The sequence below is a fragment of the Novosphingobium sp. PhB57 genome (assembly GCF_004342985.1).
Lineage (GTDB): Bacteria > Pseudomonadota > Alphaproteobacteria > Sphingomonadales > Sphingomonadaceae > Novosphingobium.
Genome location: NZ_SMBO01000001.1, coordinates 1,537,178 through 1,560,658 on the forward strand (window position 1 = coordinate 1,537,178; position 23,481 = coordinate 1,560,658).

General features: G+C 62.3%; 33 protein-coding genes. 3 read left to right on the forward strand and 30 right to left on the reverse strand.

What is annotated here, in order from left to right:
• Window positions 1-226: 226 nt before the first annotated feature.
• The 24 genes from EDF58_RS07040 to rpsJ all read right to left on the reverse strand — a co-directional run bounded on the left by EDF58_RS07040 (window position 227) and on the right by rpsJ (window position 14,102).
• Window positions 227-874, reverse strand: coding sequence for an adenylate kinase (locus EDF58_RS07040; protein ID WP_132263798.1), 648 nt, complete (start codon window positions 872-874; stop codon window positions 227-229).
• 32 nt (window positions 875-906) lie between these two features.
• Window positions 907-2,274: a preprotein translocase subunit SecY gene (secY, locus tag EDF58_RS07045; protein ID WP_132263799.1), complete on the reverse strand. Its 1,368-nt coding sequence runs from the start codon at window positions 2,272-2,274 to the stop codon at window positions 907-909.
• 247 nt (window positions 2,275-2,521) lie between these two features.
• Window positions 2,522-3,001 (reverse strand): 50S ribosomal protein L15, encoded by a 480-nt coding sequence (gene rplO, locus EDF58_RS07050; protein WP_132263801.1) that lies wholly within the window; start codon window positions 2,999-3,001, stop codon window positions 2,522-2,524.
• Between the two features lie 99 nt (window positions 3,002-3,100).
• Window positions 3,101-4,615 (reverse strand): ankyrin repeat domain-containing protein, encoded by a 1,515-nt coding sequence (locus EDF58_RS07055; protein ID WP_132263803.1) that lies wholly within the window; start codon window positions 4,613-4,615, stop codon window positions 3,101-3,103.
• 63 nt (window positions 4,616-4,678) lie between these two features.
• Entirely contained in the window at window positions 4,679-4,855 is a 177-nt protein-coding gene (gene rpmD, locus EDF58_RS07060; RefSeq protein WP_132263804.1) for a 50S ribosomal protein L30, read from the reverse strand.
• A gap of 5 nt (window positions 4,856-4,860) precedes the next feature.
• Entirely contained in the window at window positions 4,861-5,571 is a 711-nt protein-coding gene (gene rpsE / locus EDF58_RS07065; RefSeq protein ID WP_132263806.1) for a 30S ribosomal protein S5, read from the reverse strand.
• Window positions 5,572-5,573: 2 nt separating this feature from the next.
• Complete coding sequence (gene rplR, locus EDF58_RS07070; protein WP_086490045.1) at window positions 5,574-5,912, reverse strand: 50S ribosomal protein L18; 339 nt, start codon at window positions 5,910-5,912, stop codon at window positions 5,574-5,576.
• Window positions 5,912-6,445, reverse strand: coding sequence for a 50S ribosomal protein L6 (gene rplF / locus EDF58_RS07075; RefSeq protein WP_132263808.1), 534 nt, complete (start codon window positions 6,443-6,445; stop codon window positions 5,912-5,914). Before rplF ends, rplR begins: the two co-directional genes overlap by 1 nt.
• Window positions 6,445-6,840: a 30S ribosomal protein S8 gene (gene rpsH / locus EDF58_RS07080; RefSeq protein ID WP_132263809.1), complete on the reverse strand. Its 396-nt coding sequence runs from the start codon at window positions 6,838-6,840 to the stop codon at window positions 6,445-6,447. The genes rplF and rpsH overlap by 1 nt, the downstream gene beginning before the upstream one ends.
• A gap of 12 nt (window positions 6,841-6,852) precedes the next feature.
• Complete coding sequence (gene rpsN / locus EDF58_RS07085) at window positions 6,853-7,158, reverse strand: 30S ribosomal protein S14 (RefSeq protein ID WP_132263811.1); 306 nt, start codon at window positions 7,156-7,158, stop codon at window positions 6,853-6,855.
• 29 nt (window positions 7,159-7,187) lie between these two features.
• Window positions 7,188-7,769 carry a 50S ribosomal protein L5 gene (gene rplE, locus EDF58_RS07090; RefSeq protein ID WP_021233434.1) on the reverse strand — a complete coding sequence of 194 codons (582 nt, stop codon included), beginning with the start codon at window positions 7,767-7,769 and terminating at the stop codon, window positions 7,188-7,190.
• Complete coding sequence (gene rplX, locus EDF58_RS07095) at window positions 7,762-8,079, reverse strand: 50S ribosomal protein L24 (protein ID WP_054440323.1); 318 nt, start codon at window positions 8,077-8,079, stop codon at window positions 7,762-7,764. Before rplX ends, rplE begins: the two co-directional genes overlap by 8 nt.
• On the reverse strand, window positions 8,079-8,447 hold the full coding sequence (gene rplN, locus EDF58_RS07100) for a 50S ribosomal protein L14 (RefSeq protein WP_054440322.1): 369 nt from the start codon (window positions 8,445-8,447) through the stop codon (window positions 8,079-8,081). Before rplN ends, rplX begins: the two co-directional genes overlap by 1 nt.
• Before the next feature lie 161 nt (window positions 8,448-8,608).
• On the reverse strand, window positions 8,609-8,878 hold the full coding sequence (rpsQ, locus tag EDF58_RS07105) for a 30S ribosomal protein S17 (RefSeq protein WP_021233437.1): 270 nt from the start codon (window positions 8,876-8,878) through the stop codon (window positions 8,609-8,611).
• 12 nt (window positions 8,879-8,890) lie between these two features.
• Window positions 8,891-9,091: a 50S ribosomal protein L29 gene (gene rpmC, locus EDF58_RS07110; protein WP_132263813.1), complete on the reverse strand. Its 201-nt coding sequence runs from the start codon at window positions 9,089-9,091 to the stop codon at window positions 8,891-8,893.
• A gap of 12 nt (window positions 9,092-9,103) precedes the next feature.
• The gene (gene rplP / locus EDF58_RS07115) at window positions 9,104-9,538 is read right to left on the reverse strand and encodes a 50S ribosomal protein L16 (RefSeq protein WP_021233439.1); all 435 of its coding nucleotides are present in this window, start codon (window positions 9,536-9,538) and stop codon (window positions 9,104-9,106) included.
• A 5-nt stretch (window positions 9,539-9,543) separates the two neighbouring features.
• Window positions 9,544-10,254, reverse strand: a complete 711-nt coding sequence (gene rpsC, locus EDF58_RS07120; protein WP_132263815.1) for a 30S ribosomal protein S3 — start codon at window positions 10,252-10,254, stop codon at window positions 9,544-9,546.
• 3 nt (window positions 10,255-10,257) lie between these two features.
• On the reverse strand, window positions 10,258-10,635 hold the full coding sequence (gene rplV / locus EDF58_RS07125) for a 50S ribosomal protein L22 (RefSeq protein WP_132263817.1): 378 nt from the start codon (window positions 10,633-10,635) through the stop codon (window positions 10,258-10,260).
• Window positions 10,635-10,913 (reverse strand): 30S ribosomal protein S19, encoded by a 279-nt coding sequence (rpsS, locus tag EDF58_RS07130; protein ID WP_054440312.1) that lies wholly within the window; start codon window positions 10,911-10,913, stop codon window positions 10,635-10,637. The genes rplV and rpsS overlap by 1 nt, the downstream gene beginning before the upstream one ends.
• Window positions 10,914-10,919: 6 nt before the next feature.
• The gene (gene rplB / locus EDF58_RS07135) at window positions 10,920-11,756 is read right to left on the reverse strand and encodes a 50S ribosomal protein L2 (RefSeq protein ID WP_132263819.1); all 837 of its coding nucleotides are present in this window, start codon (window positions 11,754-11,756) and stop codon (window positions 10,920-10,922) included.
• Between the two features lie 4 nt (window positions 11,757-11,760).
• A complete protein-coding gene (locus EDF58_RS07140; protein WP_086490055.1) occupies window positions 11,761-12,072 on the reverse strand; it encodes a 50S ribosomal protein L23 in 312 nt (103 codons plus the stop codon).
• Window positions 12,065-12,691, reverse strand: a complete 627-nt coding sequence (gene rplD / locus EDF58_RS07145) for a 50S ribosomal protein L4 (RefSeq protein WP_132263821.1) — start codon at window positions 12,689-12,691, stop codon at window positions 12,065-12,067. The genes EDF58_RS07140 and rplD overlap by 8 nt, the downstream gene beginning before the upstream one ends.
• Window positions 12,692-12,693: 2 nt before the next feature.
• Window positions 12,694-13,449 carry a 50S ribosomal protein L3 gene (gene rplC / locus EDF58_RS07150; protein ID WP_132263823.1) on the reverse strand — a complete coding sequence of 252 codons (756 nt, stop codon included), beginning with the start codon at window positions 13,447-13,449 and terminating at the stop codon, window positions 12,694-12,696.
• Window positions 13,450-13,790: 341 nt separating this feature from the next.
• Window positions 13,791-14,102, reverse strand: a complete 312-nt coding sequence (gene rpsJ / locus EDF58_RS07155) for a 30S ribosomal protein S10 (protein ID WP_007011873.1) — start codon at window positions 14,100-14,102, stop codon at window positions 13,791-13,793.
• 212 nt (window positions 14,103-14,314) lie between these two features.
• Here rpsJ and EDF58_RS07160 point away from each other — a divergent pair, with 212 nt between their 5' ends.
• Window positions 14,315-14,815, forward strand: coding sequence for a hypothetical protein (locus EDF58_RS07160; RefSeq protein ID WP_132263824.1), 501 nt, complete (start codon window positions 14,315-14,317; stop codon window positions 14,813-14,815).
• A 115-nt stretch (window positions 14,816-14,930) separates the two neighbouring features.
• On the opposite strand, the gene tuf is transcribed toward EDF58_RS07160, so the two are convergent.
• From tuf to rpsL, 4 genes are all read right to left on the reverse strand, one after another.
• Window positions 14,931-16,121: an elongation factor Tu gene (gene tuf / locus EDF58_RS07165; RefSeq protein WP_132263826.1), complete on the reverse strand. Its 1,191-nt coding sequence runs from the start codon at window positions 16,119-16,121 to the stop codon at window positions 14,931-14,933.
• Between the two features lie 90 nt (window positions 16,122-16,211).
• A complete protein-coding gene (fusA, locus tag EDF58_RS07170; RefSeq protein WP_132263828.1) occupies window positions 16,212-18,296 on the reverse strand; it encodes an elongation factor G in 2,085 nt (694 codons plus the stop codon).
• A 127-nt stretch (window positions 18,297-18,423) separates the two neighbouring features.
• On the reverse strand, window positions 18,424-18,894 hold the full coding sequence (rpsG, locus tag EDF58_RS07175; RefSeq protein ID WP_132263829.1) for a 30S ribosomal protein S7: 471 nt from the start codon (window positions 18,892-18,894) through the stop codon (window positions 18,424-18,426).
• 92 nt (window positions 18,895-18,986) lie between these two features.
• Window positions 18,987-19,358, reverse strand: coding sequence for a 30S ribosomal protein S12 (rpsL, locus tag EDF58_RS07180; protein WP_007682177.1), 372 nt, complete (start codon window positions 19,356-19,358; stop codon window positions 18,987-18,989).
• 696 nt (window positions 19,359-20,054) lie between these two features.
• Between rpsL and EDF58_RS07185 the strand changes: the two genes are divergently transcribed.
• Entirely contained in the window at window positions 20,055-20,381 is a 327-nt protein-coding gene (locus EDF58_RS07185) for a hypothetical protein (RefSeq protein WP_132263831.1), read from the forward strand.
• Between the two features lie 247 nt (window positions 20,382-20,628).
• Here EDF58_RS07185 and EDF58_RS07190 read toward each other — a convergent pair whose 3' ends face one another.
• Complete coding sequence (locus EDF58_RS07190; RefSeq protein WP_132263833.1) at window positions 20,629-21,093, reverse strand: hypothetical protein; 465 nt, start codon at window positions 21,091-21,093, stop codon at window positions 20,629-20,631.
• A 487-nt stretch (window positions 21,094-21,580) separates the two neighbouring features.
• Here EDF58_RS07190 and EDF58_RS07195 point away from each other — a divergent pair, with 487 nt between their 5' ends.
• Window positions 21,581-22,207 carry a hypothetical protein gene (locus tag EDF58_RS07195; protein WP_243654105.1) on the forward strand — a complete coding sequence of 209 codons (627 nt, stop codon included), beginning with the start codon at window positions 21,581-21,583 and terminating at the stop codon, window positions 22,205-22,207.
• A 40-nt stretch (window positions 22,208-22,247) separates the two neighbouring features.
• Here EDF58_RS07195 and EDF58_RS07200 read toward each other — a convergent pair whose 3' ends face one another.
• Window positions 22,248-23,480: an outer membrane beta-barrel protein gene (locus tag EDF58_RS07200; RefSeq protein ID WP_132263834.1), complete on the reverse strand. Its 1,233-nt coding sequence runs from the start codon at window positions 23,478-23,480 to the stop codon at window positions 22,248-22,250.
• Between the last annotated feature and the right edge of the window lies 1 nt (window position 23,481).

The window sequence follows — 23,481 nt, forward strand, 5'->3', positions numbered from 1 at the left end:
AGTGACTTCGCGATCTGTGTATCGCATCCAAGGGCGTTAGTCAAAGAAACGACCGGGTTCCAGGCGGATGCGCTGGCATAGAAGGGCCGGTCGCCGACAGGCCGCCTTCTCCATACCGCCCCTCGGCCGGAAAGACGAAGCCCCGACCCTCTGCGGCTCGCACCGTCAAAGGATCAGGGCTGTCGGATCAGCTCTTGTCGGTCGAGGGGGCGATACACCCCCTGGATCAGGTCCTCAGCGCGCCCTCGATGGCAGCGGTAACATGATCCATGTCCGCCATGCCATCCACCTTGGCCACGATGCCGCGCGCCTCGTAGATAGGCAGGATCGGCGCTGTCTTGGCGCGGTACTCTGCCAGGCGGGTGCGCACGGTTTCTGCATTGTCGTCTGGACGACGCTTGAATTCCGTCCCTCCGCACTTGTCGCAGACGCCGTCGACCTTGGGCCGCTCGAACGTGTCGTGATAGCCCTTGCCGCAAGTCGCGCAAGTAAAGCGCCCGGTGATCCGCTCGACCAGTGCCTCTTCGTCGACCTCAAGCTCGACCACATGATCCAGCTTGCGGCCACGAGCGGAAAGAATCGCGTCGAGCGATTCCGCCTGCGCCGCGGTACGCGGATAGCCGTCGAAGATCGCGCCGGTATCGGCGCCCATCGCGTCCAGTTCGTCGCCGATCAGCGCCGAAACGATGGCGTCCGAAACCAGCTCACCGCGTTCCATTACGGCCTTGGCTTCAAGTCCCGTGGGCGTGCCCGCCTTTACGGCGGCGCGCAGCATGTCGCCAGTCGAGAGCTGGCGCATGCCATGCCGTTCGACCAGACGCTGCGCCTGGGTGCCCTTGCCCGCCCCCGGCGGGCCCAACAGGATGATATTCACGCCTTACCCCTCATCTGTCCCTGAATGCGCTATCAGCGCATACGGCCCTTCAGTTTCGCCTTCTTGATCAGATCGCCGTACTGGTGCGCCAGCAGGTGCGACTGAATCTGAGTAATCGTGTCGACGGTGACGTTGACGACGATCAGCAGGCTGGTCCCACCCATGAACAGCAACGGCAGACCGGTCATCGAGAGGAAATACTCGGGAACGGTGCAGACGATGGTCAGGTAGATCGCGCCGATCACGGTCACGCGCGTCAGCACATAATCGAGATAGTTCGCGGTGTTCTTGCCCGGACGGATGCCGGGAATGAAGCCACCGTTCTTCTTCAGGTTCTCGGCCGTTTCCTCGGGATTGAAGACGACGGCGGTGTAGAAGAACGAGAAGAAGATGATGCCGGATGCGTAAAGCAGCATGTAGAGCGGCTTGCCGTGGCCCAGGTACTGGTTGAGCGCGACGACGATCTTGCCCCAGGTCGATTCGGGGTTCAGCGACTTGCCCGCGAACTGGGTGATGGTGAGCGGCAGCAGCAGCAGCGAACTTGCGAAGATCGGCGGGATGACGCCCGCGGTATTGATCTTCAGCGGCAGATGGCTGCGATCCGCCTGCATCATTCCGCGCTGCGTGGCGCGCTTGGGATACTGGATCAACAGGCGGCGCTGTGCGCGTTCTGCGAAGCAGATCATCAGGATCATCGCCACGATCAGCACGATCAGCGCGATGATCAGGAACGAGCCCGTGTCACCGGCGCTGTAGGCCTGCCCCACGTTGCTCGCGAAAGTCGGCATCTGCGCGACGATACCGGCCATGATGATCAGCGAAACGCCATTACCGATACCGCGCGACGTGATTTGTTCACCCAGCCACAGCAGGAACATGGTGCCGCCGACCAGCGAGATGACGGCGCCGACGCGGAACAGAAGACCCGGATCGACGACGGCCTGCAGGCCGCTCGACGCACCGTAGGCCTCGAGGCTGACGGCCAGGAACCAGCCCTGGATGGCGCAGAGCAGCACGGCGCCATAGCGGGTGTACTGGTTCAGTTTCTTGCGTCCGGCTTCGCCTTCCTTCTTCAGCGCCACCAGCGCCGGGTGAAGCGAAGCAGCCAACTGCACCACGATCGAGCTGGTGATGTAAGGCATCACGCCGAGCGCGATCAGGCTCATTCGCGAAAGCGAACCGCCAGAGAAAGTGTTGAAGAGGTCGAGAATGCCGCCCTGGGTCTTGCTGTAAAGCTGCGAGAGAATCAGCGGATTGACGCCGGGCAGCGGAACGAAGCTCAGGAAGCGGAAAACGATCAGGGCGCCGATCGTGAACCAGATGCGGTTCTTGAGCTCGGTCGCCTTCGAGAAATTGGCCAGGCTCAGAGTGCTGGCGATATTGTCGGCGCGTGAAGCCATGACGTTTTGTAAAGCCTCGATAGTCGGTTCGGGTCCAGCCTTAGCGACTGCAAGAAGGCTTGTCGAACACCGGTTCTGGTCCGCTCATATAGACATTCGTACCGGGTCTGGAAGCCCTGTCGCCCCGCGCCCCATCGAATCCGCCATGTTCAAGGCCGATCCAAGTCAAGGCACCCGTTGGAATGAAGAGAGGGCGAAGCGCATGGCGCCCGCCCTCCCTTTATGAGCATATCGCGGTTGCGATGCCTCAGGCCTCAGCGGCTTCCTTGACAGGAAGGATCACCGAACCACCAGCCTTCTCGACTGCGGAAACAGCGCTCTTCGAAGCACCGGCAACGTTGAACTCGACCTTCTCGGTCAGTTCACCCTTGGCGAGGAGGCGCACGCCGTCCTTGCCGCCACGGGCCAGGCCGGCGGCCTGGAGAACAGCGTGGTCGACGACGCCCGAGATGTCGAGCTTGCCGGCTTCGATCGCCTTCTGGATCATGCCGAGGTTCACTTCAGCGTAGTCCTTGGCGAACTTCTTGTTGCTGAAGCCGCGCTTCGGAAGACGCATGTGAAGCGGCATCTGGCCGCCTTCAAAGCCGTTGATCGAGACGCCCGAACGAGCCTTGGCACCCTTCTGGCCGCGGCCAGCAGTCTTGCCCTTGCCCGAACCGATGCCACGGCCGACGCGGATACGACGATGACGGGCGCCATCGTTGTCGCGGATTTCGTTCAACTTCATAGTCTGCACTCGCTTTCGCTTTTGGTCGCGCTAATGGGAAAGCGGCCCCATAGGCGAACCGGCCGGCCTTGTCACCCCTGAATTCGCGATGTCGCGGCTTCAGCTGCCCCGCATGCGAATCACCAGCTGCGCATCGCCCGGCATCGTTCGCCCTTCGGCGTTGCGTGCGGGCTTCCAATGCAGTTGCTCCCGGCCGAGCCGGCAAATGTCGGCGTCGAACGCCGTCGAAACGGTTTTTGGTTCAAAACTGCAAGATTTGATCTTGCCCTTGGAATCGATGGCGAACTTCAACTCGTGCCGCGTCATCGTGTCCTTGTTGAACACGGTACCGTAAGTGTCGCCCAGCTTGGCCAGTTCGGCGTTGAAGGCCGCCTTGTTGCCGTCCGGAAGCGCCGGCTCTTCCGCAAGCGCGTTATATTCCTGCTCCGTTACCAGCGACTTCATCCGAAGAACCAAGGCAGTCCAGGACAGCGCCCGCGCGATCTGCATCGGCGAATCGCGGTCGACCAGGGCCTGGCACTGGGCACCCGACGGACTGGCATGCTGCGACAGCAGGAATCGCGCGGCCGCCTCGCGGCGATAGGCGATGGCCCAGGCGAGCGGAGTCATGCCGAAGAGATCGGGCGAATCGATCGTCGTCAGTCCGTCCAGCGCGTCGCCGGTTGCATCGACAGTGGGCGCCTCCAGCAGCTTACGAAGCACAGCGACATTCCCCCGGCGAGCAGCGTCGGCCAGTGTCGGGCTTTCCGACAAGGGCCCGAGGTTCGCATAGCCATAGTCGCGCCCGTTACGCTTCACGGCTTTCCTCTCCGCCGTCTTGCCCGGAGCTGCGGCATCCGCGGGCTGCGCACTTGCGCCCTTCTTGTCGGCCTTTACCGGCTTGGCGTCTTTGACGGCCTGGTCCGACTTGCCTTCGCTCTCAACCGCCGGAACCACGCGGCAGACGTCACGATAGGGATAGGCATCATCGGCGATTAGCGTCTCGTTGAAGCTACGTGCGAAATCTCCCAGAGGATCCTCCCCCTCTTCGCCGGCACCCTCGGTGCCCGTGGCGATCGGGATGGGAGCCGGCGTGGGCAGCGCATCATCGCCGAAATAAGTCACGACGCGTGCCATGCGGGGCGAAAGACCGCCGCGAAGCACGCATTGGGCCCCAAACTCAGTCGTGTCGATGCCGTCCAGCGTGACCGCAGCGACAAGACGAAAATCCCCGGAAGCGGCCGCCTTGTGCGCCTCTGCAACGGGATCGGCCTGTCCAGTGGCGAGCAACGCCTTCAACGCCTTATCTGCGAGCCGGTCACGCTCGAGCGTCGCCGGATCCGCGAGCGGATCGTTACAGGCCGGTTCGGCAGCCGGGCTTTCCTGCACATAGGTTTCGCCGTTGTCGCTCGGTTCGCTGCCCTCGCATCCGGAAACGGCGAGAGCGGCCAGGCACAAGGATGAGGCCGCGATGGTCCTGCGAAGCAATGTATCCCCCGGGGAAATCCAAATCCCGCCGCGCTTAGCACAAGTCATGGTCGATTGGGGAGCCGGACACGCAGCCACACACAGATTTCGCGCGAGCGCGTCTAGCCTCGCCCTTTCCCTAGCCCCCAGCGCCCTGCCCTTCGCCAAAACCAGAAAGGCCCCGGTGTTTCCACCGAGGCCTTTCCGAATATCGTGCCTGAGGCAGGTCGATCAGTCGACCACCGCAACCATGTGCGGCAGCTTTGCGATCGCACCACGGACTTCCGGGGTGTCTTCGCGCTCGACGACCTTGTGCATCTTGCCGAGGCCAAGACCGATGAGGATCTTCTTCTGGCTCTCGGGGCGACGGATCGGCGAACCGATCTGCTTGATCTTGATCTTCGCCATGAGACTTACTCCACGATGGCTTCGGCAGCGGCTTCAGCCTCTGCCTCGGTGGCACCACCGCGACCAAGCAGGTCAGCGACCTTCTTGCCACGACGCTGTGCAACCGACTTCGGCGAAGTCTGGTTGACGAGCGCGTCGAAAGTAGCGCGGATCATGTTGTACGGGTTCGAGGTACCGACCGACTTGGTCACGACGTCATGGACGCCGAGGCTCTCGAACACGGCGCGCATCGGGCCACCGGCGATGATGCCGGTACCGGCCGGAGCCGAACGCACATTCACCTTGCCGGCGCCAAAGTGGCCCCGACCGTCATGGTGAAGCGTGCGGCCTTCCTTCAGCGCCACGCGAACCATCTTCTTCTTTGCAGAAGCAGTGGCCTTCGTGATTGCCTCGGGAACTTCGCGAGCCTTGGCATGGCCAAAGCCTACGCGGCCCTTGCCGTCACCCACGACGACCAGCGCTGCGAAGCCGAAGCGCTTGCCGCCCTTGACCGTCTTCGAAACGCGGTTGATGTGGACGAGCTTTTCAATCAGCTCTTCGCCCTGCTCTTCCTCGTTCCGGCCACCACGGCGGTCGTCGCGACGGCCACGGCCGCCACGCTCACCGCGTTCGCCACGGCCACGGCCACGGCCACGACCTTCACGAGTCTCCTGCGCGTCGCCACCCTGGGGGTGCTCGGCCGCGATCGGTGCTTCGTTGATGTTTTCGTCAGCCATGATCAGAACTCCAGCCCGCCTTCACGGGCGGCTTCGGCCAGCGCCTTGACGCGGCCATGGAAGAGGAAACCGCCACGATCGAACACGACCGAGGTGATGCCCGCCTTCTTGGCGGCCTCGGCGAGTTCCTTGCCCACGCGGACTGCGGCATCCGTATCGGTGCCCTTGGCGCCAAGCGTGTTGGCTGCAGCCACGGTGTGACCCTGCGCATCGTCGATGATCTGCGCATAGATGTGACGGCCGGTGCGGTGCACCGACAGACGGGGACGACCACCCGCACGGGCCTTCAGGGCGGTGCGGACGCGCCGGCGACGGCGCTCGAAAAGGGAAAGCTTGGCCATTACTTCTTCTTCCCTTCCTTGCGGAAGATGAATTCGCCGCGGTACTTGATGCCCTTGCCCTTGTAAGGCTCGGGCTTGCGCCAGCGACGGATTTCGGCCGCGAGTTGGCCGACCTTCTGCTTGTCGACGCCAGAGATCTCGACCGTGGTGTTGTCCGGGGTCTTGACCTCGATGCCTTCCGGCACAGCGATGTCAACGTCGTGCGAGTAGCCGAGCTGCAGCTTCAGGTTCTTGCCCTGAGCTGCTGCACGGTAGCCGACGCCCTTGATCTCGAGGACCTTGGAGAAGCCGTTGGTAACGCCTTCCACCAGGTTCGAGACGAGGGTGCGCTGCATGCCCCAGTGGCTGCGGGCAGCCTTGGTCTGGTTGGCGGGCTGAACGGCAATCGAACCGTCCTCGACCGCGTAGGTCACGAGGTCGGACAGACCCATGGTGAGAACGCCCTTGGGCCCCTTCACCGTGAGGACACCGTTATCGATGGCGGCAGTGACCCCGCCAGGGATCACAACCGGCTTCTTGCCGATGCGGCTCATTAGAACACCTCCGCCAGCACTTCGCCGCCGACGTTCTGCGAACGTGCTTCGGCATCCGAGAGCACGCCCTTGGGCGTCGAGACGATGGTGATGCCGAGACCGTTGCGCACCACCGGGAGTTCCTTCGAACCCGAGTAGACGCGGCGGCCAGGCTTGGAGACGCGAGCGATGTGCTTGATGGCGGGCTCGCCTTCGAAGTACTTCAGCTCGATGCGAAGCTGCGGGTGTGCGCCGGTTGCATCGTCGCTGAAGCCACGGATGTAGCCTTCGCGCTGAAGCACCTCGAGCACACGGGCACGAAGCTTGGAAGCCGGCGAGAGGACGGTGTCCTTCTTTGCCTGCTGTCCGTTGCGGATGCGGGTGAGCATATCACCCAGGGGATCGGTCATAGCCATTGCTTCGTACCCTTACCAGCTCGACTTGGTCACGCCGGGGATCATGCCCTTGTTGGCAAGATCGCGCAGCTCGACGCGGCACAGACCGAACTTGCGGTAGTAACCGCGCGGACGACCGGTGGTCGCACAACGGTTACGAACCCGGGTGGGGTTACCGTTGCGCGGGATCTCGGCCAGCTTCAGGCGGGCGATGAGGCGCTCGGTTTCGTCGAGCGATTCGTCATCGGCCACTGCCTTCAGGCGCGCGTACTTGCCTGCATACTTCTTAACGAGCTGCTTGCGGCGCTCGTTCTTGTTCACGGAACTCAGTTTCGCCATGGACTTAAGCTCTCTTCCTCAGCGGCGGCTCACGCCGCTTCCTTCTGTTCCGACTCTTCAGCCGGGAACGGGAAACCGAACAGACGAAGCAGCTCGCGCGCTTCCTCGTCGGTCTTCGCGGTGGTGGTGACGATGATGTCCATGCCACGCACCTTCTCGATCTTGTCGTAGCTGATCTCCGGGAAGATGATCTGCTCCTTGAGACCCATCGCGTAGTTGCCACGGCCGTCGAACGACTTCGGGTTCAGACCACGAAAGTCGCGAATGCGGGGCATTGCGATGGTGACGAGACGATCGAGAAACTCGTACATGCGCTCACGACGCAGCGTCACCTTGCAGCCGATCGGCATGCCTTCACGCAGCTTGAACTGCGCGATCGACTTGCGGGCCTTGGTAACTACGGGCTTCTGACCGGCGATGGCTTCCATCTCGGCAGCGGCAGTCTGGACCTTCTTCTTGTCCTGGCTGGCCTCGCCGACGCCCATGTTGAGCGTGATCTTCTCGATCTTCGGCACTTCCATCACGTTCTTGTAACCGAACTTCTCGGTCATCGCCTTCGCGATTTCAGCGTCGTACTTCGAGCGCAGACGCGGAGTATACTTCTCAGCCATCGATGGTCTCCCCGGACTTCACGGCCACGCGGACCTTCTTGCCGTCCTTGGTTTCGAAGCGAACGCGCGTCGGCTTGCCGTCCTTGTCGGCAACAGCGATCTTGCTGATAGCCATCGGGGCCGGAATGCGCTCGATGCCGCCCTGCGGGTTCTGCTGGGTCGGCTTGCGGTGACGGGTTGCGACGTTCACGCCTTCAACCACGACCTTGCCGTCCTTCGGGAGAACCTGAAGCACGGTGCCGGTGCGGCCCTTGTCCTTGCCGGACAGGACGACGACGGCGTCACCCTTCTTGATCTTCGAAGCAGCCATTACAGCACCTCCGGAGCGAGCGAGATGATCTTCATGAAGCCCTTGCCGCGCAGCTCGCGAACGACGGGGCCAAAGATACGAGTGCCGATCGGCTCCTCGTTCTTGTTGATGAGCACCGCCGCGTTGCTGTCGAAGCGGATAACGCTACCGTCTGCACGACGGACGTCCTTACGGGTACGCACGATCACCGCACGGTGAACGTCGCCCTTCTTGACGCGAGCGCGGGGCTGCGCCTCCTTCACCGACACCACGATGATGTCGCCGACGCCTGCGAAACGACGCTTGGAGCCACCCAGTACCTTGATGCACTGGACGCGCTTTGCGCCGCTGTTGTCCGCGACGTCGAGATTGGATTGCATCTGGATCATCGATCCGAGTCCTTCTCAACTGGCTTGCCGGAACAAGTCCGGCAGTTCCTAAAAAGACAGGCCCACGAGGGGCCCGAGTCGCCCCGACGGGCGAAGTGCGGCCATTTGCCGCATTCACCCGCGAAGGTCAACACTCTTGTCCGGCCTTGAGGCCGAGGTCCTTAGACCTCGGCTTCGAGTGCCGTACCCTTGCTCGCCTGAAGACGGTCAAGAACCTTCCAGGTCTTGGTCTTCGAGAAGGGCTTCGTCTCCTCGATCCGGACGCGTTCGCCGGTCTTGAAGGCGTTATCTTCGTCGTGAGCGTGGTACTTCTTCGAGCGACGGATGATCTTCCCGTAGAGGGGGTGCTTCACCTTGCGCTCGACCAGTACGGTCACGGTCTTGTCGGTCTTGTCGGAAACGACGGTCCCGATCAGAATACGCTTGGGCATCGTGTTTCCTCCTTAGGCCTGCGCCGAACGCTCGGCCTGGAGCGTCTTGATGCGGGCGATGTCACGACGCACCTGCTTGATACGCGCGGGCGCTTCAAGCTGGCTGGTCGCGGCCTGGAACCGCAGGTTGAACTGTTCGCGCTTCAAGTCGGCGAGGTCAGCAGTCAGCTGATCGTCGGTCTTGGCACGAAAGTCTTCGATCTTGTTTGCCATGATTCGACTTCCTTACTCGCCGCCAAGGTGCGAGGTGTCGCCGAGGCGAGCCACGACCTTGGTCTTGATCGGCAGCTTCATCGCAGCGCGGCTGAAAGCCTCGGCTGCGAGCGGGCCAGCGACGCCGTCCAGTTCGAACAGGATACGGCCGGGCTTGACGCGGGCCGCCCAGTATTCGACCGAACCCTTGCCCTTACCCTGACGGACTTCAGCAGGCTTCTTCGAAACCGGCACGTCGGGGAAGACGCGGATCCAGAGACGACCCTGGCGCTTGATGTGACGCGTGATCGCGCGGCGAGCCGCTTCGATCTGGCGGGCGGTGATCCGCTCCGGCTCGAGGGCCTTAAGGCCGTACGAGCCGAAGTTCAGGTCGGTGCCACCCTTGGCATCACCCTTGATCCGGCCCTTGAAGGCCTTGCGGAACTTGGTCTTCTTCGGTTGCAGCATGACTCTTAGTTCCTGCGGTCATCGCGTGCCGGACGCACGCCGGAGGTCTGCGCCTCCATCATCAGGCGGTCCTGCGCCATCGGGTCGTGGCCAAGGATTTCGCCCTTGAAGATCCAGACCTTGATGCCGATGATGCCATAGGCGGTCAGCGCCTCGGCTTCGGCATAGTCGATGTTGGCACGCAGGGTGTGAAGCGGCACGCGGCCTTCACGGTACCATTCGGTACGCGCGATTTCCGCACCGCCAAGACGACCACCACAGGTGATCTTGATGCCTTCGGCGCCAAGACGAAGAGCCGACTGAACGGCGCGCTTCATCGCACGGCGGAAGGCAACACGGCGGATCAGCTGATCGGCAATGCCCTGAGCGACGAGCTTCGAATCGATTTCCGGCTTGCGGATTTCGACAATGTTCAGCTTCACTTCGCTCGAAGTCATCTTCGCAAGCTGCTTGCGCAGCTTCTCGATGTCCGCACCCTTCTTGCCGATGATCACACCGGGACGGGCTGCGTAGATCGAGATGCGGCACAGCTTGGCCGGACGCTCGATGACCACCTTCGAAACCGCAGCCTGGGGCACGGTGTCGATGATGAACTTGCGGATCTTGAGGTCTTCCTCAAGCAGCTTGCCGTAGTCCCGGCCTTCCGCAAACCAGCGGCTGTCCCAGGTACGGTTGATCTGCAGACGCAGACCGATCGGATTGCTCTTATGACCCATGGATCAGGCCTCCTCGACTTCGCGAACGACGATCCGCAGGCGCGAAAACGGCTTGAGGATGCGGGTGGACTTGCCGCGACCACGAGCGTGGAAGCGCTTCATGGTGATCGACTTGCCGACCGACGCCTCGGCGACGACCAGAGCGTCGACGTCGAGGTTGTGGTTGTTCTCCGCGTTCGCGATTGCCGAAGCGAGGATCTTGCGAGCGTCCTGAGCCATCGCCTTCTTGGAGAAGGTCAGGATGTTCATGGCGTCCTCGGCCTTGCGGCCACGGATCAGGGCGGCGACGAGATTGAGCTTCTGGGCGGAACCACGGATGGTGGTGCCGACCGCAAGAGCTTCCTTCTCGCCAACGCGGCGGGGTGCTGCCTGCTTGCTCATTAGCGCTTGCCCTTCTTGTCGGCGGCGTGGCCGGGGAACGTGCGCGTAGGCGCGAATTCACCGAGCTTGTGACCGACCATGTCCTCGTTCACCGAAACCGGGATGAACTTGTGACCGTTGTAGACCGAGAAGGTCAGACCAACGAACTGCGGGAGAATGGTGGAGCGACGCGACCAGGTCTTGATCGGACCAGCGCGGTTGCCGGCATCCTGCGCGACCTCAGCCTTCTTGAGAAGGTACAGGTCGACGAAGGGGCCTTTCCAGACGGAACGTGCCATCGTGTCTTACCTCTTCTTCTTGGCGTGGCGCGAACGGATGATCATCTTGTCCGTCTGCTTGTTGTTGCGAGTGCGAGCACCCTTGGTCGGCTTGCCCCACGGAGTGACCGGGTGACGGCCGCCCGAGGTACGGCCTTCACCACCGCCGTGCGGGTGGTCGACCGGGTTCTTGGCAACACCGCGGGTCAGCGGGCGACGGCCCAGCCAACGGCCGCGACCGGCCTTGGCGAGGGTCTGGTTGGCGTTGTCGGGGTTCGACACGGCGCCAACGGTGCCCATGCAGTCGCCACGCAGGTAGCGCTGCTCGCCCGAGTTCAGACGAACGATGACCATACCGCGGTCACGACCGACGACCTGAACGTACGTGCCTGCCGAACGAGCGATCTGGCCGCCCTTGCCGGGCTTCATCTCGACGTTGTGGCAGATCGTGCCGACCGGCATCTGCGACAGGAGCATGGCGTTGCCAGGCTTCACGTCGGTCTTTTCGCCGGCAACAACGACATCGCCAACGGCGAGGCGCTGCGGCGCGATGATGTAGGTCAGTTCGCCGTCGGTGTACTTCACGAGCGCGATGAAGGCGGTGCGGTTGGGATCGTACTCGATCCGCTCCACGGTCGCTTCCATGTCCCACTTACGACGCTTGAAGTCGATGAAGCGGTACTTCTGCTTGTGACCACCGGCGATGCCACGCGAAGTGACATGACCCTTGTTGTTGCGGCCGCCGGTCTTGCTCTTGCCTTCGGTCAGCGCCTTGAGGGGCTTGCCCTTCCAGAGCGACGACTTGTCGACGAGGACCAGGCCGCGGCGGGCGGGGCTGGTCGGGTTGTACTTCTTAAGTGCCATCGGATCAGCCCCGCACGCCTTCGGTGATGTCAATCGACTGGCCTTCGGCCAGCGTGACGATCGCCTTCTTCACGTCGCTGCGACGGTAAGCCTTACCGCGCCAGCGCTTGGTCTTGCCCTTGACGACCAGCGTGTTCACGCCGGTGACCTTGACGTCGAACAGAGCTTCGACGGCAGCCTTGATCTCGGGCTTGGTCGCCTTGTCAGCCACCTTGAAAACGACCGCGTTCTGCTCGGAAAGCAGGGTCGACTTCTCGGTGATGTGCGGCGAGAGGATCACGTCGTAATGACGGATGTCCACGTTGCTCTTAGCCATTGAAACGCGCCTCCAGCTTCTCGACCGCGGCGCGCGTCAACACCAGCGTATCATGCTTCAGGATGTCGTAGACATTGGCGCCGACAGCCGGAAGCACATTGACGCCGATGATGTTGCGGGCAGCCAGGGCGAAGCCCTCGTTGACCTGCTCACCGTCCATGACGAGAACCTTCTTGCCGAAGTTCGCCTTGGCGAGCTGACCGGCAAGCACCTTGGTCTTGGCATCAGCCACGTCGAGCGAGTCGACGATCACGAGGCCGTTCTGAGCCTTGGCCGAAAGGGCCATCTTCAGACCGAGTGCACGGATCTTCTTGTTCAGCGAGATGTTGAACTCGCGGCGACGAGCACCGTGAGCCTTACCACCGCCGATGAACACCGGAGCCGCACGGTCGCCGTGACGGGCAGTACCGCCGCCCTTCTGGCGACCGAACTTCTTGCCGGTGCGTGCGACTTCCGAGCGCTCGCGGGTCGCACGGGCGATGCCGCGGCGATTTTCGAGCTGCCAGGTGACGACGCGGTGCAGGATGTCAGCGCGCGGCTCGAGGCCGAACACGTCGTCCGAAAGCTCGATGTCGGCGTTAGCGGCCGAACCGTCGATATTGAGGACCTGAACCTTCATGATTAGCCCTCCTGGCCTTCGGTCGCTTCGGGAGCCGCGGCTTCAGCCGGGGTCACGGCAGCGGCCGTATCATTGGTGTTGCTGGCCGACTTGATGCCGGCGGGGTACGGAGCCTCGGCGTGACGATCGACCTTGACGGCGTCCGAAACGGTGAGCCAGGCGTTCTTCGAACCCGGAACCGAGCCCTTGACGAAGATCAGGCCACGCTCGTCGTCCACGCGGACGACTTCGAGGTTCTGCTGGGTGCGCTGACGGTCGCCCATGTGGCCGGCCATCTTCTTGTTCTTGAACACCTTGCCCGGATCCTGACGGTTACCCGTCGAACCGTGGGCACGGTGCGAGATCGACACACCGTGGGTGGCGCGCATACCGCCGAAGCCCCAGCGCTTCATGGCACCCTGGAAGCCCTTGCCCTGGGTGTGGCCGCCTACGTCGACCAGCTGGCCGGGCACGAAGTGCGAGGCTGCGATCGTGGCACCGACTTCCAGAAGGGCGTCGTCGGCGACGCGGAATTCCGCGACGCGCATCTTGAGGGGAACCTGAGCCTTGGCGAAATGTTCGCGCTGCGGCTTGGCAACGTTCTTCTGCTTTGCTTCGCCCGCACCGAGCTGAACCGCGACGTAGCCGTCACGATCAGCAGTACGAACCGAAACCACCTGACAGTCTTCAAGTGCCAGGACAGTGACGGGCACGTGGCGACCGTCCTCCTGGAACAGGCGGGTCATCCCGACTTTCTTGGCGATCACGCCTGTACGCATGACCTTTCTCCTTACAGAGGCGCACGCAGGACCATCCCTCGTGCGCGTGTCCAACCCTATTTGTGATACGAACCCCGTCCGGGTCAGGTGTTCCCTGCATGCCCATCAAGGACAGCGGAAACGAGACGGGGGACGCATTCCCGACACTGCCCGAAGGCGGCGGCGGAGGTATCCCTTGTGTCCCCTTTCGGGGCGCTGTCTCTGCGGGTTTCTCCCCGCAAAGCCGGCCTCTCGGCCGACAAGGACAATTTGGATCCGAAGATCCGAATTTCGCCTCGATCGTTTAAAGTCCGATCGGAAAGGACTTTCGGGGCAACCTTTCGGTTACCCCGCAAACCGGCTTAGGCCAGCTTGATCTCGACGTTCACGCCGGCAGCAAGGTCCAGCTTCATCAGAGCGTCGACGGTAGCTGCGTTCGGCTGCACGATATCAAGCAGACGCTTGTAGGTGCGGACTTCGAACTGCTCACGCGACTTCTTGTCGATGTGCGGACCACGGTTGACCGTGAACTTCTCGATCTTCGTCGGCAGGGGAATGGGCCCACGAATCAGAGCGCCGGTGCGGCGAGCCGTGTCAGCGATTTCGCCAGTGGCCTGGTCGAGCACGCGATGGTCAAACGCCTTGAGGCGGATACGGATGTTCTGAGCTTCCATTACCTACTACCGATGAGAAAGAGCCAAAGGGCCGAAGCCCCGTCAAATTCGAACCGCGCCACTACACGTTGACGCCGAGTCGGGCAAGCCCTGATTTCACCAAGTCCGGCAGGTTCCTCGGCGCCGCCGATGCAGTTCATCGCATCCCCTCTTCCCTGCCCCCGATCAGCATCCTACCTTGGCATGGCGACGCCTAACAGAAGGCGCTTTCAATGCCCTCCACTACCACGATAATTTCCCGCGCACTTGCCGCGCTAACACTGGCATGTCTGACACCCGAGCTCGCCGCAGCCGGCAATTCCCCCTACGGCCGCAGCCAGACGGGAGTTCCGATCGACCTCGACGATACCGACGTGCTCACCGCTCACGCCGCCATGCCCGATGCCGGGAATGGACGCGTGGACGACGCATGCCGTGAGGCCGCCCGCGCCAGCAATGGCGGCAATGACGGCACGATCGTTGTCTGCTTCCATAACGGCGACGGCACGAACCAGCGCGTCCCAGCGTCAAAATCCGTCGACGAAAGCACGCGCACGGGCGCAGCCTACCCGCCGGGCCTCTGGGACCTGCCCGGCTGCCTAGGCCCCTGCATCACCATACCGTTCGGCCGCGTGCCGGCGCCCGTCTACTATATCGACCTCGCGTCCATTCCCGAAGCACCCAAGGGCTCGGATGCATGGAAGATCGCACAGGGCGATTTGCGGGCCCGATAAAACTGCAAGCCCGGGCTTTGCGCCCTTTAAATCCATTCGGCTCTATAAACGCGAAAAGCCCGGCGTCTCTCTCGAGACGCCGGGCCAATCACGTTAGCCGAAGCCGATCAGCGAATTACTTCGTGATCGTGGCAACGACGCCCGAACCGACGGTGCGGCCGCCTTCGCGGATTGCGAAGCGGAGACCTTCGTCCATGGCGATCGGAGCGATCAGCTTCACGGTCAGCGAAACGTTGTCGCCCGGCATGACCATCTCGGTGCCCTCGGGAAGGATCACTTCGCCGGTCACGTCGGTGGTGCGGAAGTAGAACTGCGGACGGTAGTTGGCGAAGAACGGCGTGTGACGGCCGCCTTCGTCCTTCGACAGAACGTAGACTTCAGCCGAGAACTCGGTGTGCGGGGTCACGGTGCCCGGCTTGGCGAGAACCTGGCCACGCTCAACGTCGTCGCGCTTCAGGCCACGAACCAGTGCACCGATGTTGTCGCCGGCTTCACCCTGGTCGAGCAGCTTGCGGAACATTTCGACGCCGGTGACGGTGGTCTTCTGCGTGTCGCGGATACCAACGACTTCAACTTCTTCACCAACCTTGACGATGCCGGTTTCGACGCGGCCGGTAACAACCGTACCACGACCCGAGATCGAGAACACGTCTTCGACGGGCATCAGGAATGCCTTGTCGGTGGGACGCGGGGGCTGCGGGATGAAGTCGTCGACTGCCTTCATCAGCTCAAGGATCTTTTCCTTGCCGATGTTGTCGTCGCGGCCTTCAAGGGCGGCCAGAGCCGAACCCATGACGATCGGAATGTTGTCGCCGTCGAAGTCGTACGACGAGAGCAGTTCACGAACTTCCAGCTCGACGAGCTCGAGGAGTTCCGGATCGTCGACCTGGTCGACCTTGTTCATGAACACGACAAGCTGCGGCACGCCGACCTGGCGGGCAAGCAGGATGTGCTCGCGGGTCTGCGGCATCGGGCCGTCAGCAGCGTTCACAACCAGGATCGCGCCGTCCATCTGGGCGGCACCGGTGATCATGTTCTTCACGTAGTCAGCGTGACCCGGGCAGTCGACGTGTGCGTAGTGACGGGCTTCCGTCTCGTACTCAACGTGAGCGGTCGAGATGGTGATGCCGCGCTCGCGCTCTTCCGGAGCCTTGTCGATGTTGGCGAAGTCAACGGCTTCACCGCCGAAAGCTTCCGACATGACCTTGGTGATGGCGGCCGTCAGGGTCGTCTTGCCGTGGTCGACGTGACCGATGGTGCCAATGTTGCAGTGCGGCTTGTTCCGCTCGAATTTTGCCTTCGCCATTGTTCAAACCTTCTTTTCGCTTGAAATCGAATCTGCGGGAATGGACGGCGCCCGCTGAAACAGGCGCCGCCCGTAGTCTGATCTTGCCTTTTAAGCAAGCTTCTCCTTGACCTCGGCCGCGACGTTCGCCGGGACCTCGTCATAGTGGGAGAAGAACATCGAGTAGTTTGCACGGCCCTGGGTGAACGAGCGGAGCTGGTTCACGTAGCCGAACATGTTGGCCAGCGGGACCATGGATTCGACGACCTGGGCATTGCCGCGGCTGTCGGTTCCCTGGATCTGACCACGACGGCTGTTCATGTCGCCGATGACGTCGCCGAGATATTCCTCGGGGGTGACGACTTCAACCTTCATGATCGGCTCGAGCAGCTTGATGCCGGACTTCTGCGCGACTTCACGCATGGCACCGCGACCGGCGATTTCGAAGGCCAGGGCCGACGAGTCGACGTCGTGGTAGGCACCGTCGTAGAGGACGATGTCGAAGTCGATGATCGGGAAGCCGACCAGCGAACCCGAGGCAGCGGTTTCGCGCATGCCCTTTTCGATCGCGGGGATATATTCCTTCGGAATGTTACCGCCCTTGATCTCGTCCTTGAAGGTGATGCCCGCACCGCGCTCGCCCGGCGTGACCTTGATCTTCACGCGACCGAACTGACCGGTTCCGCCCGACTGCTTCTTGTGGGTGTAGTCCACATCGACAGGCTTGGCGAGGTATTCGCGATAGGCGACCTGCGGAGCACCGACGTTGGCTTCGACCTTGAACTCGCGACGCATACGGTCGACGATGATGTCCAGGTGAAGTTCGCCCATGCCCTTGATGATCGTCTGGCCCGACTCGTGGTCGGTGGTGACGCGGAACGAGGGATCCTCAGCCGAGAGACGGTTGAGCGCGACGCCCATCTTCTCCTGGTCGGCCTTGGTCTTCGGTTCGACCGAGAGTTCGATAACCGGCTCGGGGAATTCCATGCGTTCGAGAACGATCGGCGCCTTTTCCGCGCAGAGCGTGTCGCCCGTGGTGGTTTCCTTCATGCCGGCCAGCGCGACGATGTCGCCCGCGAAGGCCTCGTCGATGTCCTTACGGTCGTTGGCGTGCATCTCGAGGATACGGCCAACCTTTTCCTTCTTGCCCTTCACCGAGTTCAGGTAAGTGCCCTTGGCGAGCGTACCCGAGTAGATGCGGATGAAGGTGAGCGAGCCCACGAAGGGATCGTTCATGACCTTGAAGGCCAGCGCCGAGAACGGTGCGCTGTCTTCCGGCGGACGGCTGTCGGCTTCGTCGCTGTCGACCTTGACGCCCTGGACGTCTTCGATGTCGAGCGGCGAAGGCAGGTAGTCGACGACGGCGTCGAGCAGGGGCTGCACACCCTTGTTCTTGAACGCCGAACCGCAGACGACCGGAACGAACTTGTGGTTCAGCGTGCCCTTGCGGATCAGCGCCTTCAGCGTGGTGACGTCGGGCTCGGTGCCTTCGAGGTAGGCTTCCATGACCGCATCGTCCTGCTCGACAGCGAGTTCGAGCAGCTTTTCACGGTATTCGGCAGCTTCGTCAGCCAGTTCAGCCGGGATTTCTTCGTAGAAGAATTCGGCGCCGAGCGATTCGTCCTTCCAGACGATTGCGCGGTTGTGAACCAGATCGACCAGGCCCTTCAGGTCGGCTTCGAGGCCGATCGGAATGTAGAGCACGGCAGGCGTCGCACCGAGGCGGTCGATGATCGACTGCACGCAGTACTTGAAGTTCGCGCCGGTACGGTCGAGCTTGTTGATGAAGCACATGCGCGGAACGCCGTACTTGTCGGCCTGGCGCCACACGGTTTCCGACTGCGGCTCAACGCCGGCAACGCCGTCGAAGCACGCGACCGCACCGTCGAGCACGCGCAGCGAGCGTTCGACTTCGATGGTGAAGTCGACGTGCCCGGGGGTGTCGATGATGTTGATGCGGTATTCCTGGCCCTCGGACGTCCAGAAGCAGGTGGTCGCAGCCGAGGTGATGGTGATGCCGCGTTCCTGCTCCTGCTCCATCCAGTCCATGGTCGCAGCGCCGTCGTGGACTTCGCCGATCTTGTAGGACTTGCCGGTGTAGTAGAGGATTCGCTCGGTCGTGGTGGTCTTACCGGCGTCGATGTGCGCCATAATACCGATGTTACGGTACATATTGAGCGGATGGCTGCGTGCCATGGTGAAAATCCTTAGCAGGAGTGTTTGGGAGCGGAGCGGCCTTCAGATAAGACCTCGCCCCCTGAAATAAAAGTGTGACGCCCGGATGACCGCCGAGAGGCAATAGATCCGGGCGACACCACGCACATTACCAGCGGTAGTGCGAGAAGGCGCGGTTCGCGTCCGCCATGCGGTGCGTGTCTTCGCGCTTCTTCACGGCATTGCCGCGGTTGTTGGCAGCATCGAGCAGCTCGCCCGAGAGACGCGCCGACATGGTGGTCTCGGGACGGTTGCGGGCTGCGGTGATGAGCCAGCGGATGGCGAGAGCCTGGGCGCGCTCCGGACGGACTTCGACCGGGACCTGGTAGGTCGCACCACCGACGCGGCGGCTGCGGACTTCGATCTGCGGCGCGACGTTGTTCAGGGCGTCGTGGAACAGCTGGACCGGGTTGGCCTTGGCGCGGGTTTCCATGGTTTCCATGGCACCGTAGACGATCGCTTCAGCGACCGACTTCTTGCCGTCGTACATGAGGTTGTTCATGAACTTCGACAGGATGAGATCCCCGAACTTGGGATCGGGCAGGATAATCCGCTTCTCGGGACGACGACGACGTGACATCGTTGATATTCCTTGTTCTTTCGGGCGGGAGCGTGAGCATCACCGGCCGGTAAATCTTGTACCGTGCGAGGCGCGAAGCCCCGCGGGCCGGCTTACTTCGGACGCTTGGCGCCGTACTTCGAGCGGCTCTGCTTGCGATCCTTGACGCCCTGGGTGTCGAGCACGCCGCGCAGGATGTGGTAGCGAACGCCGGGAAGATCGCGGACGCGGCCGCCGCGGATGAGCACGACCGAGTGCTCCTGCAGGTTGTGGCCTTCACCCGGGATGTACGAAATGACTTCGCGGCTGTTGGTCAGGCGCACCTTGGCGACCTTGCGGAGAGCCGAGTTCGGCTTCTTCGGGGTCGTGGTGTAAACGCGGGTGCAAACGCCGCGCTTCTGCGGGTTCTGCTCCATCGCAGGAACCTTCGACTTGGCCTTCTGCGGCTCGCGACCCTTGCGGATCAGCTGGTTGATAGTGGGCATCTATACTCTTCTTTCAAATGGGAGTGCGATGGATCCGGGCCGGAGCGATGCCTGCAGCAGCAGGCGCACCGGCGCGAACCCTTCGCACCCCAAGGGACCGATCGACATCGGAGCCCGGAGCATCTGAAAGGGACGGAATATTTTCGAGAGTTCACGCGAGACGAGCCGGATATCGGAACCAGCCCTTTCACCCCGATCCGGAGTTACTGGCGGTTCGCCCATGGCAACCGTCGAACGTGAGCCGAAAAACACTCCACCCGGGCAAATGCACCGGATTACTTTGCCATGCGCCTTCCCGGCAAGAACCACCCCGCGACTCGCGCAAGGCGTTCCCAAAGCGGCTTTTCCGGCAGCAAAGCTGCGGGAAAGTCCCGGAAATGCTGACATGACAATGTTCAGCTCTATGTCGTTTCCTGCGAGAACACTCACAGGAGATGGGCGCCCTTAGGAGATTTGGGGCGGTGGGTCAAGGAGAGCGGTAGCAACGGCTATGGGCCGGTAGGCGACTGTCGCGTCATCGTTGGTGAATGGTAGTTAGCGGCCCGTCCGCTGTGCTGAGCAGTTCATGACGGCAGGATAGAAATCTGCCAGTCTGCCAACGCCGACATTGCAGATGTTATAATTGTCGCTTTGGAGGCTGGCGCACGATATTGCTCATGATCTACTTGAATGACCTCTCAGCGCACCGGATGAAAAATGGGCACCTCCTACGACATTGAATATCTACAAGAGATTGCGAAAAAAATTCTCAGATTTTCTCCAGTTGGTGCTTCAAAGATCGTTTTCAAAGCCGAAATTAATCTCGAAGGCGACGTGGCCAGCTTCGAATATGATTATGAAGATCAAGACGGATCGTCAGGGTGGTTCACTCCTGATTCTGCACTTACACAAGAAGAAATATTCTCGCTTCTGAAAGAGCATAGGACTTTATTTGTCTCTAAGGGGCAAAATCTCTGGCTCGAGTGCATGTTAAGCATTGATGTAAGTAGTGGAAAAATTTCAATGGCTCTAAAATATGATTGAGCCATTTGTCCGAATTAAAATCATGGCGGCGTGATCTTACCTATCCGTCAACGGACTGTAGGCCCCAGCTAGCTTTCCTGAATAGACGGCATACCACCCATCACAGTCGCGGCGGCCTTCGTTTCGAGAGGCCCTAAACCGGTCCGACTGCTGTGCGCTGTGGCTCATGCCGTTGACCGCCTGAAATGGCTATCAGGGGTGGAAAGCGGAATAGGAACTTTCAACGTAACGGAGGGCGAAACGGACGCTACCCGCCCAACATTTCCACTCGCTCGTCCTCTGTAAGGAGCGCGATAGTCCCTATCGTATGCTGCGCTTTGGCATGAGCGACGACGGCCAAGGCACCCCTGACGACAAGGTCGTCCTGCGCTTCCGCAAGGTCTCGTAATGCTACCGGGAGGATAGCGGCCCAAGCGTTTTCGTAATCCTGCTTGAGTTCGGAAGGGATAGGCGGATTTCCTTCGGCCAAGCGCGCTTCCTCGATTGACGCGACCAGCGAATAGGCGTTCCAATCAGGCTTCGATTGCTCCTGCATCATCATAACGATTTCGCGAACCGCTGCATATGAGGCCGAATTGACCGTCCCCTGATGGTAGAGCTGATCCCATAGTTCCTGCGTCGCGTCCTCGACTTGCCCGGCGCGCCAAATTTCTATCGCAGGCCGGGGGTCATAAGGTTCACCAAATGCGCTTAGCCACTGATGGTCGTGCACGTCTCGCTCCTGCTACGAACGTCCGCTTCTACCGCCAAAGCGCAAGCTGCGGAATGGCTAAGACGCGGCGAGTCCGGTCAGGCAGCTTCCCGATTAAAATCGTGCAATCTTGCCATTCCGGTTTCGGGAGCGCGGCTGCGCACCGCCCATGACCGAAATGGGCGCAAAGCGGCTGTTCTGCCCCATGCCTTCCATGCGCGTGACAAACCATTTTCCTACACGTCCCCGCTCGCGTTAGACCGGCCTGCCATTGGGAACACAGGTCCATCAGCGCGAGCGAGGTTGCCTTATGTCTTCCGGCAGAAAATCTCCAAATCCAGGTTCTTCGAAACGGCGTCGCGGCGAGCGGCTTCCTCGACAGGCGCGGGATGAGCGGGCGCGAGGATCCTTCGCGTCTCCGTCGGCCGGCGTGGAATCCTCGGCCCCGGAGGCTCGCTGCGAAACGGCTTGTGCCAGTTCCTCTGCGCGGGTTGCCGCGGAAACGGCGGTGCGCTGCGCTTCCGTGCGGCCGGGGCGGCGGACTTCGCGAACGGCCTTCTTCGAGGATGCCATCGACCCCGAAGATCCGCTGCTGGGCTTCGCGCCCTATCGGCACAAGGCGCCGCGCGCCAACTCGATCACGCCGGAGCGGCAGCGGGCCTTCATCGCTGCGCTCGCGGCCAGCGGCATCGTCACGCAGGCCGCGCGCAGCATCGGCGCCTCGATGGAAGCGCTCTACAAGCTGCGCCACCTGCCCGGCGCGGAGGGGTTCGCGGCGGCATGGGACATGGCGATCGGCCGGGGAATGATGCGGCTGGAGGACTGCGCGCTCGAACGCGCGATCCGGGGCGAGGAGCGTCCGGTGGTGAGCCGCGGCGAAGTGGTGGCCTCCTGGACGCGCCACGACACGCAGCTCATGCTGTTCCTGCTGCGCCAGCGCCTGCCCCATCGCTATGGCGACAGCCGCCGCGATCCCCGGCCGGGCGATCCGCTCTACGAACGCATCCGGGCCGAGATCGAGGCGGAATATCCCTCTCTGGAGGAAGTCCGCGCCTCGATCCGGGCCAAAGTCGCCGGACTTCGCGCGCAAGTCGAAGCGCGCGCGGCGACGGGGAATGGCGCCCTCGAAGAGTAGCGCCCCTCGCCTTCCCTCGCCGCCCGCTTCCCGGTTCCGATCAGAACCGCAGGCGGAAGGAGACGCCGACCTTGAGGCGGTCGAATTCCTGAGTCGCGTCGTCGCTGTTGCGCTTGCCGAAGTTGGCGTAGCCCGCGACCGACATGTTCCGCGAGAACAGGTATTCCACTTCGCCCGAGACCGTGGGCGTCTGTTCCTTCACCCCCGAGCCGATGTAGCGCGTGCTTCGGTAGCCCGCGCCCACCGAAGCGAAGAGATTGTGGCGGATCTCCTGCTGGAGCGAGAGCTTGACCGTGGTGTCGGTTCGCGACTGGGCGCCGCTGCGGAACGTGGCGACATCGCCGTTGAAGGCGTCCAGCATGATCGCCGTGCGCTCGCGAGGCCGGTAGGTCAGGCTGCCCGAGACAGAGAGGCCGGTGCGATCGGGCACGGCCTTGTCGTCCGGCGTGAAGCGGAAGAAACCGGCGGAAAGGTTGCCTTGCAGCACACCACCGGGTTCGAATTCCACGCCCAGGCGGCCGCCCCAGGTGGTGGTGTTACGCTTGTCTCCCGCGGGGGTATATTCGATGCGGAAGTCGCGCCGCGCGACGAAGGCGCTGGCGGTCACGAAAGTGATGCCGGTCACGCGCCAGCCCACGGTGGCCACGCCGTTCATGCTGTTGAAGTCGCGGTTGTCGTCCACGGTGGAGACGGCATCGTACTTGGTGAAGTTGCCCTGGAGGTCGAACAGCAGGCGGCGGGTCATGTGCCGGAAGCGCAAGTCGGTGCCGAGGCTGTCGATCTCGCGCGGTCCGGCGTTGGGGTCCTGCCGCGATTCCGGGCTGCCGCGCTCTTCGACCGTGCGCTGCCAGAAGGCGCGCCCGACCAGCGAGGTCGTCGCCTCCGGGGACCAGCGCAGGGTGCCGTCCAGCGACCAGGCCTCGGTGTTCTCGGTCTTGAGATTGGCGAAACGGCGGACCGTGGCCGAAGCATGCGCCTGGCCGCTGAGCGTGCCGGGGCCGGTGTTGATCTGCAGTTCCGGCGTCAGTTCCAGGTGGACGTCGTCGCGCGCGTTGTTCTCCTGGGCGTAGACGTTGGTGTCGTATTCCACCCGCGCCTCGCCGCCGAGGCTGACGTTGAGCGAGCCGAGGTGCATCGGCAGCTCGCGATAGTCCTTGTCGTTGGGATAGACCGCCGAGGCGGTCGAGCCGATGTCGCGGGCCTGGGCCAGTGCCTGCTGCGGCATCGCGAGCAGGAACGGGACCGGCGCGGCCAGTACGATTGCCCCCCGCATG

Bases quoted from the DNA above. Each gene is read 5' to 3' on its own strand.
- rpsE (WP_132263806.1), bottom strand. From the start codon at position 5,571: ATGGCTGACGAAAACATCAACGAAGCACCGATCGCGGCCGAGCACCCC.
- EDF58_RS07185 (WP_132263831.1), top strand. From the start codon at position 20,055: ATGGGCACCTCCTACGACATTGAATATCTACAAGAGATTGCGAAAAAA.
- rpsL (WP_007682177.1), bottom strand. From the start codon at position 19,358: ATGCCCACTATCAACCAGCTGATCCGCAAGGGTCGCGAGCCGCAGAAG.
- rpsN (WP_132263811.1), bottom strand. From the start codon at position 7,158: ATGGCGAAACTGAGTTCCGTGAACAAGAACGAGCGCCGCAAGCAGCTC.
- rpmC (WP_132263813.1), bottom strand. From the start codon at position 9,091: ATGGCAAACAAGATCGAAGACTTTCGTGCCAAGACCGACGATCAGCTG.
- rplP (WP_021233439.1), bottom strand. From the start codon at position 9,538: ATGCTGCAACCGAAGAAGACCAAGTTCCGCAAGGCCTTCAAGGGCCGG.
- rpsJ (WP_007011873.1), bottom strand. From the start codon at position 14,102: ATGGAAGCTCAGAACATCCGTATCCGCCTCAAGGCGTTTGACCATCGC.
- rpsQ (WP_021233437.1), bottom strand. From the start codon at position 8,878: ATGCCCAAGCGTATTCTGATCGGGACCGTCGTTTCCGACAAGACCGAC.
- EDF58_RS07200 (WP_132263834.1), bottom strand. From the start codon at position 23,480: ATGCGGGGGGCAATCGTACTGGCCGCGCCGGTCCCGTTCCTGCTCGCG.
- rpmD (WP_132263804.1), bottom strand. From the start codon at position 4,855: ATGGCGAAGATCAAGATCAAGCAGATCGGTTCGCCGATCCGTCGCCCC.
- rpsG (WP_132263829.1), bottom strand. From the start codon at position 18,894: ATGTCACGTCGTCGTCGTCCCGAGAAGCGGATTATCCTGCCCGATCCC.
- rpsC (WP_132263815.1), bottom strand. From the start codon at position 10,254: ATGGGTCATAAGAGCAATCCGATCGGTCTGCGTCTGCAGATCAACCGT.
- EDF58_RS07140 (WP_086490055.1), bottom strand. From the start codon at position 12,072: ATGGCTAAGAGCAACGTGGACATCCGTCATTACGACGTGATCCTCTCG.
- tuf (WP_132263826.1), bottom strand. From the start codon at position 16,121: ATGGCGAAGGCAAAATTCGAGCGGAACAAGCCGCACTGCAACATTGGC.
- rplE (WP_021233434.1), bottom strand. From the start codon at position 7,769: ATGGCTGAGAAGTATACTCCGCGTCTGCGCTCGAAGTACGACGCTGAA.
- rplC (WP_132263823.1), bottom strand. From the start codon at position 13,449: ATGCGTACAGGCGTGATCGCCAAGAAAGTCGGGATGACCCGCCTGTTC.
- EDF58_RS07160 (WP_132263824.1), top strand. From the start codon at position 14,315: ATGCCCTCCACTACCACGATAATTTCCCGCGCACTTGCCGCGCTAACA.
- secY (WP_132263799.1), bottom strand. From the start codon at position 2,274: ATGGCTTCACGCGCCGACAATATCGCCAGCACTCTGAGCCTGGCCAAT.
- rplO (WP_132263801.1), bottom strand. From the start codon at position 3,001: ATGAAGTTGAACGAAATCCGCGACAACGATGGCGCCCGTCATCGTCGT.
- rplD (WP_132263821.1), bottom strand. From the start codon at position 12,691: ATGAAGGTTCAGGTCCTCAATATCGACGGTTCGGCCGCTAACGCCGAC.
- rpsH (WP_132263809.1), bottom strand. From the start codon at position 6,840: ATGGCTATGACCGATCCCCTGGGTGATATGCTCACCCGCATCCGCAAC.
- fusA (WP_132263828.1), bottom strand. From the start codon at position 18,296: ATGGCACGCAGCCATCCGCTCAATATGTACCGTAACATCGGTATTATG.
- rplX (WP_054440323.1), bottom strand. From the start codon at position 8,079: ATGGCTGCTTCGAAGATCAAGAAGGGTGACGCCGTCGTCGTCCTGTCC.
- rplR (WP_086490045.1), bottom strand. From the start codon at position 5,912: ATGGCCAAGCTTTCCCTTTTCGAGCGCCGTCGCCGGCGCGTCCGCACC.
- rpsS (WP_054440312.1), bottom strand. From the start codon at position 10,913: ATGGCACGTTCCGTCTGGAAAGGCCCCTTCGTCGACCTGTACCTTCTC.
- rplN (WP_054440322.1), bottom strand. From the start codon at position 8,447: ATGATCCAGATGCAATCCAATCTCGACGTCGCGGACAACAGCGGCGCA.
- rplB (WP_132263819.1), bottom strand. From the start codon at position 11,756: ATGGCACTTAAGAAGTACAACCCGACCAGCCCCGCCCGCCGCGGCCTG.
- rplF (WP_132263808.1), bottom strand. From the start codon at position 6,445: ATGAGCCGCATCGGCAAGAAGCCGGTTGTGATCCCTGGCGGGGTCACT.
- rplV (WP_132263817.1), bottom strand. From the start codon at position 10,635: ATGAGCAAGCAGGCAGCACCCCGCCGCGTTGGCGAGAAGGAAGCTCTT.